Here is a 12,619-nt window from a genome sequence, read left to right as displayed (position 1 = left end):
GAAGTGGGGAGAGCGATGACGCACCGACGCGCCGTCGCGCAGCGGCTCCGGGCGGCCGCGGCCGTCGTCGTCCTCGGCCTCGCCCTCACCGCCTGTGGCAGCGAGCCGCAGGGCGACAACGTGGACCCCGACCTCGTCGACTCGACCGAGCCGCCGACGCTCGGCGCGTGCCGGGTGCTCGCGCCGACCGACGTCGAGCAGGCCGCCAACGCGACCAAGACCGTCGACTGCGGGGCGCGGCACACCGCGCAGACGTTCCACGTCGGCGAGCTCCCCGCCAAGTTCGACGACGCCGCCTACGACGACGAGGCCGTCGGCCAGCACGCCTACACGACCTGCTCGAAGCGGTTCGCCGAGTTCGTCGGCGCCGACGAGAGCCTGGTGCTGCGCACGATCGTCAGCTGGGCGTGGTTCCGCCCGTCCGAGCAGGCCTGGGACGACGGAGCGCGCTGGTTCCGCTGCGACGTGGTGGGCGGTACGGCGACCAGCGAGGCCTACGTGCCGCTCCCGAAGACCGCGGAGGGGTTGCTGCTCGGCCTCCCCGAGGACAAGTGGCTGGTGTGCGCCCGGGGCCCGGTGTTCGAGCAGACCGAGAAGGTCCCGTGCTCCCAGCAGCACGACTGGCGCGCCGTGAGCGCGATCAAGGTCGGCGTGCCGGGAGACGAGTATCCCGGCGACCAGGTCGTCGCGAGCCGCACCGACGCGCAGTGCCGGATCGCCGTCCAGGCCTGGCTGGGCTACCCCGCCTCGTTCGAGTTCGCCTACACCTACTTCCACGAGGCGGAGTGGGACGCGGGCAACCGGCGCTCGGTCTGCTGGGCGAAGACGACGGAATGACCGCGTGGGGCAACGCCGCGGGTCGCGCCCTGGGCGGCCTGGTCGTGGTCGGCCTGCTCGCGGCCGGCTGCACCTCGGAGCCGGAGGCCGAGCCGAAGCCCGCCGAGCCGACTCCCCCGCCGACCGCCGAGCCGCCACCCCCGCCGCCCGAGGACGGCGCCTGCTACCGGCTCGGGTTCGAGCAGGCGCTGGCTCCGACCAGCCAGCGGCGCCCCGTCCCCTGCGAGCGGCCGCACACCGCCGAGACGTACGCCGTCGGCCGCCTCGACACCGTGGTCGACGGCCACCTCGTCGCGGTGGACTCCGACCGCGTCCAGGCCCAGGTGGCGGAGACCTGCCCGGCGGAGCTGCCGGCCTTCGTCGGCGGTGACGCCGACGCACTTCGGCTCAGCATGCTCCGAGCCGTCTGGTTCACCCCCACCGTCGAGGAGTCCGACGCCGGGGAGGACTGGTACCGCTGCGACGTGGTCGTGGTCGGCGGCTCCTCCTCGCTGACGGAGGTCACCGGCAGCCTCGAGGGCGTGCTCGACCGGCAGCAGGGCCAGGAGGCCTACGCGATGTGCGGCACCGCCGCACCCGACGCTCGAGGCTTCGAGCGCGTCCCCTGCTCCGAGGACCACACCTGGCGCGCCATCGACGTCGTCACCTTCGAGGCCAAGGTCGACTACCCCGGCGAGGCGGCCGCCGAGGAGCGCGGCCAGGTCCAGTGCGAGAACGCCGCCCTCGACGTCGCTCCCGACCCGCTCGAGTTCGACTGGGGCTACGAGTGGCCCACCCAGGAGCAGTGGGACATGGGTCAGCAGTTCGGCCGCTGCTGGGCTCCCGCGGACTGATCGCCCCTTGCCGAATCCGCCCTCGTGGTCGGTCGAATCCGCCCTCGTGGTCGGTCGAATCCGCCCTCGTGGTCGGTCGATTCACCCGCGTTGGTTGCGGGCGGTCGAGGGACCATCGCGGCGCGACCACGCTGGTCGACTCGCCAAGCCATCGAGGGCGATTCGGCGAACCATGAGGGCGGATTCAACGAACCATGAGGGCGGATTCGGCGAACCATGAGGGCGGATTCGCCGGAAAGACCGTCAGAAACCGAGCTTGCGGAGCTGGCGGGGATCGCGCTGCCAGTCCTTGGCGACCTTGACGTGCAGGTCGAGGTAGACGGGCGTGCCGAGCAGCGAGGAGATCTGCTTGCGCGCCGTGGTGCCGACCTCGCGCAGGCGGGAGCCGCGGTGGCCGATGACGATGCCCTTCTGGGAGTCGCGCTCGACGTAGAGGTTGGCGTGGATGTCGAGCAGGGGCTTGTCGTCGGGGCGCCCCTCCCGCAGGCCCATCTCCTCGACGACGACGGCGATCGAGTGGGGCAGCTCGTCGCGCACCCCGTCGAGGGCGGCCTCGCGGATGAGCTCCGCGACCAGGATCTCCTCGGGGGCGTCGGTGAGGTCGCCGTCGGGGTAGAGCGGCGGCCCCTCCGGCATCTGCGCGATCAGCAGGTCGCCGAGCAGCTCGATCTGGTCGCCGGCGACCGACGACACCGGCACGATCTCCGCCCAGTCGGTGTCGGTCTCTCGGCCGAGCGCGGTGATGTCGAGGAGATGCTCGGCGATCCGCTCCGGGGAGGCGAGGTCGGTCTTGGTCGCGACGGCGATCTTCGTCGTACGGCGGATCTTCGCCAGCTCGTTGACGATGAACCGGTCGCCGGGGCCGATCTTCTCGTCGGCCGGGAAGCAGACGGCGACGACGTCGACCTCGGACCAGGTCGTCATCACCAGGTCGTTGAGCCGCTCCCCCAAGAGCGTGCGCGGCCGGTGCAGCCCGGGGGTGTCGACCAGCACCAGCTGGCCGTCGGGGCGATGCACGATCCCGCGCACGACCGTGCGGGTGGTCTGCGGCTTGTCGGAGGTGATGACGATCTTCTGGCCGACGAGGGCGTTGGTCAGCGTCGACTTGCCGGCGTTGGGGCGGCCGACGAAGCAGGCGAACCCGCTGCGATAGCCCTCAGGTGTCTTGGTGGGGTCGAAGTCCAGGCCGGCGGGCGCGGGCAGGTCGCCGAAGTCCTCGTCGAAGTCCTCGTCGAGCTCGTCGTCGAAGTCCTCGCCCTCGTGGTCGAAGTCCCTGCTCACTGCTGCGCCGCCTCGTCGTAGTCCGCCCAGATCTGCTCGTCGGTCTTGCCCGCTGCCTTGCCGGCCCGCCAGATCGGCCCGGGATCGACCCGCCGCGGCTGGCGGGCCTCGACGGCGCGCCAGTAGCCCATCACGTCGTAGTGGCTGCTCGGCAGCTTCACCACGCGCATCAGGTGCTTGCGGATCGCCCGCATCTGCGCGGACTCGCCGGCCATCCAGAAGTACCCGGCTCCCTCGGGCCACTCCGTCGACTCGACGAGCTCGGCCAATCGGCTGGTCTCGTGACGGCCCCGGGGGGCCTCCTCGACCACCGGGGGCTCGTGCCACGTCACATCCAGGTCGGCGGGCAGGTAGCCGGAGAGCTGCTCGGGGTCGTCAGGCACCTCGGCCACGATCCGGGTCGGTACGGCGCCCGCGCGCTCGTGTGCGATCCGGGCCATCGCGGGCAGCGCCGTCAGGTCGCCGACGAGCAGCAGCCACTGCGCGTCATCGGGCATCGCGAACGATCCCTTGGGCGCGGTGATCGTGACCCGGTCGCCGACGCAGTCGCCGCTCGCCCACTCGGTCACCAGACCGACGTCGTGGACGACCACGTCGAGCACCAGCTCGGAGCCGTCCCAGGAGCGCACCGTGTAGTAGCGGCTCTGGAACTGGCCGGGCACGACCAGGCCGATCCACTCGTCGGGGATCCCGGTCGACGTGAAGCCGGCCAGCCCGTCGCCCCCCAGGGTCAGCCGCACCAGGTGCGGCGTCAGCTGCTCACGACGCAGGACGTCGGCGACGTACTCCTCGGCCCGGGTGCTCACCGGTCAAGGCTATCGAGCGGCGCGCTACACCCCGAACTCGTGGCGCAGCGGGTAGCCGCTCTCCCCGTCGACCGTCTTGGTCGCGAGCACGTGGTGCAGCTGGATCTCGTTGCGCTCGAACGCGATCCGCGAGCCGGCCATGTAGAGGCCCCACACCCGGGCCGTGCCCTCGTCGGTCTCGGCGACGCACTCGTCCCAGTTGTCCTCGAGGTTGCGGCACCAGCCCGCGAGGGTCCGCGCGTAGTGGGTGCGGAAGTTCTCGTGGTGCTGCACCTCGAGGCCCGCGTCCTCGATCGCGCGCACGATCGTGCCGGAGCCGATCAGCTCGCCGTCGGGGAAGACGTAGCGGTCGATGAACGCGCCGGTCGACCGGTCGGCGTTGTCGTGCCGGGTGATGCAGTGGTTGAGCAGCCGCCCGTACGGCTTGAGCCGGTCACGCACGAAACCGAAGTAGGCCGGGTAGTTGGCCACCCCGATGTGCTCGGTCAGCCCGATCGAGCTGACCGCGTCGAACCCCGTCTCCGGGATGTCGCGGTAGTCGGAGAAGCGCACCTCCGCGACGTCGTCGAGCCGCTCCTCCTTGATCCGCTGCTGCGCCCAGGTGGCCTGCTCGCGCGAGAGGGTGACGCCGAGCGCCTTGACGCCGTAGTGCTTGGCGGCGTGGCGGACCATCCCGCCCCAGCCGCAGCCGAGGTCGAGCAGCCGCTGGCCGGGCTGGAGGTCGAGCTTGCGGCACACGAGGTCGTACTTGTGCTCCTGCGCCTCCTCGAGCGTGGCGTCGTCGGTCGGGTAGACCGCGCAGGTGTAGGTCATCGACGGCCCGAGGACCATCTCGTAGAACCGGTTGGAGACGTCGTAGTGGTGGTGGATCGCGTCGGCGTCGCGCTCCTGCGAGTGGCGCCCCCACTTCGCCATGGCGCGCAGGCCCTCCATCCGGTGCCGCCAGGCGGGCATGTGCTCCTGGGGCGGCGGCGGGGGCGGCACGAGGTGGCTGACGCCGAGCTCGCGGACGATCGCGATCGCCTCGGCCGGCCGGGGCGTGCGGAACCCGGTGTGGTCCTTGAGGAGCCGGAACGCCTCGTAGGGGTCGCCGGGGTGGGCGCCGTGCAGCACCAGGTCGCCGGCGACGTACGCCCGCGCCAGGCCGAGGTCACCCGGCGCCGTCATCAGGTAGGACAGGGCGCGCTCGGTGGCGATCTCCAGTCCGTAGGGCTGGTCGAGCGCGCCGGCCTCGCTGCCGTCGTAGGCCTTGATCCAGAGGGGGACGCCGCCGCGGAAGAGGGACGCGATCGTCGGCGCGATGCCTCGGGGGGTTGTCATCTGCTGCGCACCGCCTTGTCGAAGAGGTTGGTCAGTCGGTCGTCGGGGTCGTAGCGCCGCTTCACCGCGGCGAGCGCGTCGCCGTTGTAGAGGCGGTCGAAGGTCTCGCGGTCGTAGAAGGCCTCGGAGTAGAGCGACTTGTGGCCGCCGAGCTCGTGGACCTTCGCCTCGATCGCCCGGTTGGTGGGCGCGTGCACGGCCTCGGGGCCGACGTGGACGGTGCCCCAGAAGCCGGCGTTGACGTAGGTGCGCCCGGGCTCGAGCGGGTACGCCGTCCACGGGGTCCCGGCGCCTTCGGCCCCGCCGGAGCCGCGCGCGACGAGCGGGCACAGCCAGACCGGGCGCATGCCGACCTCGGCGTCGAACCAGTCGAGGAACTCGGCGAGCCGCTCGACCGGCACCTCGACGTCCTGCACGACCCGCTCACGCAGCGGCCGCCCCGCACGGCGGTCGAGCCGGTCGGCGATCGCGTACTTCCGGTCGAGGCCGAGCAGCCGCATGTAGACGTCGGAGCGGCGGTAGCGCCGCGGCCACAGCCGGCGGACGACCGGGTGCTGCGCGCCGAACGCGCCGGAGCACCAGAACCAGTCGGTGTCCCACCGCCACAGGTAGTCGTGGATCGTCAGCAGGTCGGTCTCGCGCTCGCGGATGGAGCGGTAGAAGACCTGCTGCCCGGTGTAGTCGGTGGGCTCGCCCTCGAGCTCGTCGGTCCAGCGGGCGAGGGTCAGGTAGTACTCCCCCGGCGCGAACGCCACGCCGTCGAGCCCGTCGACGCGCTGGCCGTCGTGCTCGCGCGTGTGGGTGATGTCGTCCATCGTCTTCGCGAGCAGCCCGGCGTCGTCGAACCGCAGGTGCCGGAGCGCGACGTACGACGGCACCGGCTCCAGCATGATCCGGAGCCGGGTCGCGTAGCCGAGGCTCCCGTAGGAGTTGGGGAAGGCGTCGAACAGGGCGTCACCGGGATGGGTGGTGACCACCTCGCCGGCACCGGTGAACACGTCCATCTCCACCACGGACTCGTGCGGGAGCCCGTTGCGGAAGCTGGTGGCCTCGATGCCGAGCCCGGTCACCGCCCCGCCGAGGGTGATCGTGCGCAGCTGCGGCACGACGTACGGGATCAGGCCGTAGGGCAGGGTGGCGTCGACGAGGTCCTCGTAGGTGCACATGCCCTGCACGTCGGCTGTGCGCTGCTCGGCGTCGACGCCGATGACGCCGGTGAGGCCGCTGACGTCGAGGCCAGGTGTGGCATGGGCCGCGCGGGCGCGGAACAAGTTGGTGGTCTGCTTCGCGAGTCGGACCGGCTCCCCCGCCGGGATCGCGGCGTAGGACGCCGCGAGCCGCGCTACGGCCCGCTCGTGCTCCTCTCGGGCACGTGGGGACATGCGGAAAACCTACCCCCGGCCGGGGACACCGGTGTTAACGGTTTTCGACGGAGAGGGATCCCGACAGCGTGCCGCGCGCGTCCCCGAGGTGGACGAGCACCCCGGAGGTGCCCGGGAAGTCGGCCAGTACGGCGCGGTCGGCCTCGGCGAGCGCACCACCCTCTCCGAGCACGACCACGGCGTCGACCCCCGTCGAGCCCGACGCCACGGCCATCGCCACGCACGCCTGCACGGCCGAGAGCCGCAGCGACGGCAGGTCGACCGTCGCCGCGGCGTAGGTGCGGCCGTCGGTGTCCCGCGCCGCCGCGCCCTCGGCGGCGCCGATCCGGGCGCGGGTGGCGCGGGCCAGCGTGACGAGCTTCTTGTCCTCCGCCGAGATGCCGGCGGCCGGCGAGTCAGTCATGCCGTCATGATCTCAGGCGCCTCCGTCCGAGCGGTCGGGCCCGTCCGCAGCGAGCGGAGCGCGAGTGCGCCGAGCACGGCCACGAACGCCGCGCGCAGCAGCTCGATCTGGACCCCGGTGACGACGGGCGCGACGGGCAGTGGGAAGAACGGGAGCGCGGCGCCCGCGACGCCGAGCACGCCGACCCAGCGGGGCCGCCCGGTCGCGCGCACGATCGCGATACCGAGGAGCACCAGCCCGACCAGGAACATCAGCGCCGTGGCGACCTGCTCGGCCTCGAACGCAGCACCCGGGAGGATCACGTCGCCGTCGGCGATCACGTCGGGGTGGTGCTCGGCCAGCTCGTGGCCGGCGAAGCCCATGATGACCAGGTGCGGGATGGCGTTGAGCGCGTTGCCGAGCACGTAGAGCACGAAGCCGACCAGCCCGGTCACGCCGAGGCGCGGCGCGAGCCAGCCGTAGACGCCGGGCAGGCCGAGGATCAGCAACGACTCCCCGGCGAGGAGCGCGATCGAGCCGACGGCGTGGTCGCTCAGCAGCGCCTCGGCGTCGTGGGCGTGGCCGTCGACGACGGGATGGAGCATGCCGCCGAGCAGGCAGAGCGGACCGGCGAGGAGCAGCGCGATGCCGCTGAGCCGGCGGAGGGTCCGGGGGTCCATGTCGATCTCCTGGGGTCGTGGGTGCGCAGCTGCGCCGTGGTCCCCACGTTCGACCGAGCCGCTGGTGGCCTGCTGGTGCTCCGCTGGTCAGAGGGCTGCCAGACGCCGGCGGGCCCGCTCGGCGTACGGCGTGACGCCGACCGCCTCCGCCTGGGTGACCGCCTGCTCCAGCAGCCGTCGCGCCTCGGCGCGCTCGCCGACGACGGCGAGGGCGCTGCCGAGGTAGAGCGCTGCCGGGCCCATGCAGATGTCGCCGGGGAGCTGGACCACGATCCGGTCGCCCCACGACCGCAGGACCGGCACCAGTCCCGCGAGCCGCTCGCCGTCACCGAGGGCCACCAGGGCCTCGGAGAGCATCAGGGTGCGGGGAACGAGACGGTGCCCCTCCGCGGGGGCAGCCAGGAGCCGGTCGATCGCGGGGATCGCCACCTCCCGGTTGCCCGCCTCGGCGTGGGCGAGCGCGACGACGAGCAGGAAGTCGGGGTCGACGTCCGCGGCGAGGTCCATCGCCTCCGGGACCGCGTCGATCAGTCGCCCGTCGTGCCACGCGGCGATGCCGTCGATCGTTGCCCGCGAGGCCCGGTCCACCGCTGCCGCGAGCGGCGAGACCGTCGTCGACGCCCACTCGGCCTCGGCCGCGAGCTGCCGGGCGCGGTCACGATCGCCGCAGGACACCAGGCGCCCGACCTGCCACCACGTGTCGAGCAGCTGGAGGTCGGGGTCGCGCTCCCGCGCGACGACGGCGTCGAACGCCCGGACCGCCCGGGCGTGGTCGGCGGTGCGGCCGAGCTCGAGCAGGACGCTGCGGTGCAGGTGGTGGGCGGTGGCCTCGAGGGCGGCGTCATGGGCCGCGAGGGTGAGCAGCTCCTCGATCGCAGCCAGCCGCGCCTCGGCCTGGTCCGGCGTCCAGGTCGCGATCACCCATGCGATGAGCGCACGGGCCCGGGCGTCCCGGTCGCCGTCGGCCTCGGTCAGCGCCCGCTCCGCGAGCTCGCGCGCGCCGGGCGTCCCGTTGCCAGCGTCCAGCGTCGCGCTCGCCGCCAGCAGCCGAGCGCTCAGCGCGGCGGGGACGTCGTCCAGCCGGGCCAGCGCCTCGGAGAGCAGCGGGGAGGCGCCGAGGAACGGCAGCGCGAAGAGCGCCCAGAAGCCGCCCACCCCGCCGGGCGCCGACTCCAGGGCGATCTCGGCGAACCGGACCCAGTCGTCGTCCGCGCGCGCGATCTCCGCGGCCGCACGGAAGTCCCGCTCGCTCTCCTCGAGGTGCCCGAGGCGCCGGGCCGCGACCCCGGCCACCCGCAGCAGACCTGAGCGGATCTCGCTCTCCTCCGTCGCCGCGAGGCCGCGGCGAGCCAGGTCCCGCGCCTCCCCGAGGGCGGCGCTCGCCAGCGCGTCGCTGGCCGCGGCGAGGGCCGCGCGTGCGGCGACGTCGTCCCGCTCCCCCGATGCGGCGGCGAGCCGGTGCTCGGCCACCACCGCCCCCGCGTCGAGACCCAGGCTGGCGAACGCGTCGGCGAGCCGGCGGTGCAGGTCGCGGCGCGCGACCGGCGTCAGCGCCGACTCGACGGACTCGCGGACGATGTCGTGCGCCACCCGGAGCCGTCCGGGTCCCGGCTCCTCCAGCAGCCCAGCCCGCAGCGCGGCGGCCAGCGGCTCCTCGAGCCCGTCCAGGGACAGGCCGACGGCCGAGGCGACCACGGCGAGCGGTACGTCGCGGCTGGCGAGCGCGAGCACGTCCATCAGCTCCGCCCCGCCGGCCGGGAGCGCGCCGATGCGCCGCCGCACGGTGTCGCGGACGCTGTCGGGCACGCCCGCGCCGGCGTCGAGCGCCGCAAGCGATCGCAGGAAGAACGGGTTGCCGCCGGCACGCTCGACCAGCCGCTGCGCCTGCTCCGGCGCCGTACCGACGAGGAGGCCTGCCGCCTCGTCGGCGGTCAGCCCGGCGAGCCGGAGGTCGAGATGGCCCGGCCGCCGTGCAAGCGCCCCCAGCACCCGGTCGAGCTCCTCGGGCGCCCGCGGCTCCTCGTCCCGGGCGGTGAGCACGAGCAGCAGACGTGCGGACGCGAGCGCCTCCAACGCCACCTCGAGCACGACCAGCGAGTCGGCGTCGGCCCACTGCGCGTCGTCGAGCACGACCACTCCGCCGCGCTCGCCTGCCAGCTCCTCCAGCCGCCGCGCCAGGTCGAGCCCCAGCGCGAACCGCGCCGACTCCCGGTCGCCGTCGACGTCGGGCAGGCCGCCGAGGACCTGTACCCAGGGCCAGTACGCCGGGGCGCCGGCCGCCGCCGGGCAGCGTCCCCACCGCACGTCGGCACCGGCGGCTCGCGGGGCGCCGGTCGTGAACCGCTGCACCAGTGTGGTCTTGCCGATCCCGGGCTCTCCGCGCACCACCGCGGTGGCCAGCTGCCCGTCCGCGGCGCGCCGGAAGGCAGCGTCGAGCGCGGCGAGCTCGGCCTCACGGCCGGCGAACCCGTCGGCCGCCGAGGTCGTGGCGGCACCCACCGGCCGGCGCGGCATCAGGCCCGGGTCCTGCTTCAGCAGCCGCTGCTCGAGCTCGGCGATGTCCGGGCCGGGGTCGACGCCGAGCTCGTCGACGAGCCGCTCGCGCAGCTCGCGGAGGACGGCGAGTGCGTCCGCCTGGCGGCCGCTGCGGAACAGGGCGATCGCGAGCAGCGCGTGAGTGCGCTCCCGCAGCGGGTGCTCGACGACCATCCGCCGCAGCTCCGGCACCACCTCGGCGTCCTTGCCGGCGTCGAGCAGCGCCTGCCCGCGCAGCTCCTGGGCGACGGCGTGCATCTCGTCGACGCGCTCCACCTCCGGGGCGAGGTCGGCGAGGTCGCGCACGTCGGCGTACGCCGGCCCGCGCCACAGATCCAGCGCCCGGGCCAGCAGCTCGGCGGCCGCGAGCGGCCGCTCGCGGGCGATCTCCCGCGCCTCGGCGACCGCGGCCTCGAACCGGTCGACGTCGGTCTCGAGGCCCAGCCGGTAGCCGTCTCCGGTGGTGACCAGGGCGGTGCCGGCGCCCCGCAGGGCCCGGTCGGGCTCGAGCACCTGCCGCAGTCGCGAGACGTAGCCCTGGAGCGTGACGGCAGCTGAGGACGGGGGTGCTCCGCGCCAGACCAGGTCGGCGATCGTCTCGGCGCTGACCTGCCGGCCGCGGTGCGCCGCGAGGACCGCGAGCACCTCCGCCTGCCTGCGCGCGGCGATCTCGACCGGCTCTCCCTCGGCCGGGATCACGGAGGCGGGTCCGAGGACCCCGACCAGCAGCACGTCCGCATGCTAGGGCGGCGCTCCGGTGCGCGCGGACTATTCGCAAGGTCGCACCAGAGCCGCACCAGCGGGTGGCCAGCGGTCCGGGTCACGGTGTCCGCATGAGCCCTGCCCCGTTCGTCGTCCGTCTCGGTCCCGGAGAGCCGTTCGCCGTGCTCGCCGACAGCGTCCGCACCGGCGGCGTCCTCGGCGTCGTCGCGTGCACCTGGGCGCCCGGCACCGAGCCGCCGCCGCACACGATGGTCCGCGCCGACCGGGCACTCGTGGTCACGTCGGGAGCGGTCCGGATGAGGGTCGGCGAGGAGGAGTACGACGCCGGGCCGGACGACCTGGTCTTCGTCCCGCGTGGCCACCGGCTCGCGGTGCGCGCGCTCGAGCCGTCGCGGGCGACGGTGGTCGTCACGCCAGCGGGCGCCGAGGCCTGGTTGGCCGCGGTCGCCGTACCGGACCTGGATCCGGTGACGACGCTCGGCATCGCGCTGGACCACGGGGTGAACGTGCACCTGCGATGAGGGTCAGTCCCGCGGTACGTCGCCGGCGTCGGCCGGCTCCGGGACGACCTGGCGGATGAGCACGGTCGCGATCTGGTTGCGGCGCCCGGTCGCCTGCTCGGCCTCGAAGCGGAGGCCGTGAGCCTCCACGACGGAGCCGGGGATCGGGACCTTGCCGAGGTGCTTGGCCATCAGGCCGCCCACCGAGTCGACGTCCTCGTCGTCGACGTCGAACCCGAACAGCTCGTCGAGGTCGTCGATCGGGTAGCGGGACGACACCCGGACCTGCCCGTCGTCGAGGTTCTCGACCTCGATCTCCGCCTCGTCGTACTCGTCGGTGATCTCGCCGACGATCTCCTCGAGGAGGTCCTCGATCGTGATCAGGCCGGCGGTGCCGCCGTACTCGTCGACGACCACGGCGATGTGCTGGCGCCGCGCCTGCATCTCGCGGAGCTGGGCGTCGACCGGCTTGGAGTCGGGCACCCAGACGACCGGACGCATGATCTCCTCGACCGGCTGGGTGAACTCGACCTCGGGCGCCTCGAAGTCGCGGCGGACGACGTCCTTGAGGTAGGCGAAGCCGCGCACGTCGTCGAGGTTCTCACCGACGACCGGCAACCGCGAGAAGCCCGAGCGCAGGAAGAGCGACATCGTCTGCCGGAGGTTCTTGTGCGACTCGATGTAGACCACGTCGCCGCGCGGGACCATCACCTCGCGCACGGTCGTGTCGCCGAGCTCGAAGACCGAGTGGATCATCTTGCGCTCGTCCTCCTCGATCAGCGCCGAGGCCTCCGCGATGTCGACCATCTCGCGCAGCTCGGTCTCCGTCGAGAACGGGCCGTGCCGGAATCCCCGGCCCGGCGTGATCGCGTTGCCGACGAGGATCAGCAGCGACGGGATCGGGCCGAGGACGGTCGTGAGCGCGGCGAGCGGCCACGCCGACCAGAGGGCCACGGTCTCGTCGTGCTGGCGGCCGAGCGTGCGCGGCGCGACGCCCACCACGACGAACGACACGACCAGCATGGAGCCGACGGCGAACGCGACCTGCGCCCACCACGAGCCGTCGTAGTGCTCGGCGATCAGCAGGGTGACGAGCACGATCGCGGTGGTCTCGCACAGGAGCCGGAGCAATAGCGCCGTGTTGAGGTGCCGGGGCGCGTCGTCGAGCACCGCGACCAGGCGCTGGGCCCCGGCCCGGGACTCCCCGACCAGCTCCTGCGCGCGGGCCTTGGAGAAGGAGCCCACGGCGGCGTCGGCGGCGGTGAACAGACCCGCCAGGACGACGAGCAGGGCTGCGGTCAGGAGCTGCCAGACATCAGCAGGGTTCATCGCGGGTTCGC

Annotated in this window: 11 protein-coding genes; 3 read left to right on the top strand and 8 right to left on the bottom strand. The window is 73.5% G+C overall.

The genetic code is table 11. The annotated features are described in order from the left end of the window. Positions 1-15: 15 nt before the first annotated feature. Together HNR19_RS08135 and HNR19_RS08130 are read left to right on the top strand one after the other, a co-directional pair. A complete protein-coding gene (locus HNR19_RS08135) occupies positions 16-837 on the top strand; it encodes a septum formation family protein (RefSeq protein ID WP_179667445.1) in 822 nt (273 codons plus the stop codon). Next, positions 834-1,670 (top strand): septum formation family protein, encoded by an 837-nt coding sequence (locus HNR19_RS08130; protein ID WP_179667444.1) that lies wholly within the window; start codon positions 834-836, stop codon positions 1,668-1,670. The genes HNR19_RS08135 and HNR19_RS08130 overlap by 4 nt, the downstream gene beginning before the upstream one ends. A 243-nt stretch (positions 1,671-1,913) precedes the next feature. On the opposite strand, the gene era is transcribed toward HNR19_RS08130, so the two are convergent. The 7 genes from era to HNR19_RS08095 form a co-directional block, all read right to left on the bottom strand. Beyond that, a complete protein-coding gene (gene era, locus HNR19_RS08125; RefSeq protein ID WP_425490651.1) occupies positions 1,914-2,951 on the bottom strand; it encodes a GTPase Era in 1,038 nt (345 codons plus the stop codon). Then, positions 2,948-3,757 carry an SIP domain-containing protein gene (locus HNR19_RS08120; protein ID WP_179667443.1) on the bottom strand — a complete coding sequence of 270 codons (810 nt, stop codon included), beginning with the start codon at positions 3,755-3,757 and terminating at the stop codon, positions 2,948-2,950. The genes era and HNR19_RS08120 overlap by 4 nt, the downstream gene beginning before the upstream one ends. 24 nt (positions 3,758-3,781) lie before the next feature. After that, positions 3,782-5,077 (bottom strand): SAM-dependent methyltransferase, encoded by a 1,296-nt coding sequence (locus tag HNR19_RS08115; RefSeq protein WP_179667442.1) that lies wholly within the window; start codon positions 5,075-5,077, stop codon positions 3,782-3,784. Continuing rightward, positions 5,074-6,459 carry an FAD-binding oxidoreductase gene (locus tag HNR19_RS08110; protein ID WP_179667441.1) on the bottom strand — a complete coding sequence of 462 codons (1,386 nt, stop codon included), beginning with the start codon at positions 6,457-6,459 and terminating at the stop codon, positions 5,074-5,076. Before HNR19_RS08110 ends, HNR19_RS08115 begins: the two co-directional genes overlap by 4 nt. A gap of 34 nt (positions 6,460-6,493) precedes the next feature. Next, positions 6,494-6,862, bottom strand: a complete 369-nt coding sequence (locus HNR19_RS08105) for a cytidine/deoxycytidylate deaminase family protein (RefSeq protein ID WP_179667440.1) — start codon at positions 6,860-6,862, stop codon at positions 6,494-6,496. Next, positions 6,859-7,521 carry a hypothetical protein gene (locus HNR19_RS08100; RefSeq protein ID WP_179667439.1) on the bottom strand — a complete coding sequence of 221 codons (663 nt, stop codon included), beginning with the start codon at positions 7,519-7,521 and terminating at the stop codon, positions 6,859-6,861. The genes HNR19_RS08105 and HNR19_RS08100 overlap by 4 nt, the downstream gene beginning before the upstream one ends. An 87-nt stretch (positions 7,522-7,608) precedes the next feature. Next, positions 7,609-10,788: a BTAD domain-containing putative transcriptional regulator gene (locus HNR19_RS08095; RefSeq protein ID WP_179667438.1), complete on the bottom strand. Its 3,180-nt coding sequence runs from the start codon at positions 10,786-10,788 to the stop codon at positions 7,609-7,611. A gap of 101 nt (positions 10,789-10,889) precedes the next feature. On the opposite strand from HNR19_RS08095, the gene HNR19_RS08090 reads away from it, so the two are divergent. Beyond that, positions 10,890-11,300 (top strand): cupin domain-containing protein, encoded by a 411-nt coding sequence (locus HNR19_RS08090; RefSeq protein ID WP_179667437.1) that lies wholly within the window; start codon positions 10,890-10,892, stop codon positions 11,298-11,300. 3 nt (positions 11,301-11,303) lie between these two features. Here HNR19_RS08090 and HNR19_RS08085 read toward each other — a convergent pair whose 3' ends face one another. Beyond that, positions 11,304-12,608 carry a hemolysin family protein gene (locus HNR19_RS08085; RefSeq protein ID WP_179667436.1) on the bottom strand — a complete coding sequence of 435 codons (1,305 nt, stop codon included), beginning with the start codon at positions 12,606-12,608 and terminating at the stop codon, positions 11,304-11,306. Positions 12,609-12,619: the final 11 nt, after the last annotated feature.

It is taken from the genome of Nocardioides thalensis (assembly GCF_013410655.1).
Taxonomy (GTDB): domain Bacteria; phylum Actinomycetota; class Actinomycetes; order Propionibacteriales; family Nocardioidaceae; genus Nocardioides; species Nocardioides thalensis.
Note: the sequence above shows the minus strand (reverse complement) of the source record. Positions and strands in the feature narration are given on the sequence as shown.

Coding starts and splice junctions, on each gene's coding strand:
- HNR19_RS08135 (WP_179667445.1), top strand. CDS start 16: ATGACGCACCGACGCGCCGTCGCGCAGCGGCTCCGGGCGGCCGCGGCC.
- HNR19_RS08130 (WP_179667444.1), top strand. CDS start 834: ATGACCGCGTGGGGCAACGCCGCGGGTCGCGCCCTGGGCGGCCTGGTC.
- HNR19_RS08115 (WP_179667442.1), bottom strand. CDS start 5,077: ATGACAACCCCCCGAGGCATCGCGCCGACGATCGCGTCCCTCTTCCGC.
- HNR19_RS08110 (WP_179667441.1), bottom strand. CDS start 6,459: ATGTCCCCACGTGCCCGAGAGGAGCACGAGCGGGCCGTAGCGCGGCTC.
- HNR19_RS08105 (WP_179667440.1), bottom strand. CDS start 6,862: ATGACTGACTCGCCGGCCGCCGGCATCTCGGCGGAGGACAAGAAGCTC.
- HNR19_RS08100 (WP_179667439.1), bottom strand. CDS start 7,521: ATGGACCCCCGGACCCTCCGCCGGCTCAGCGGCATCGCGCTGCTCCTC.
- HNR19_RS08090 (WP_179667437.1), top strand. CDS start 10,890: ATGAGCCCTGCCCCGTTCGTCGTCCGTCTCGGTCCCGGAGAGCCGTTC.
- HNR19_RS08085 (WP_179667436.1), bottom strand. CDS start 12,608: ATGAACCCTGCTGATGTCTGGCAGCTCCTGACCGCAGCCCTGCTCGTC.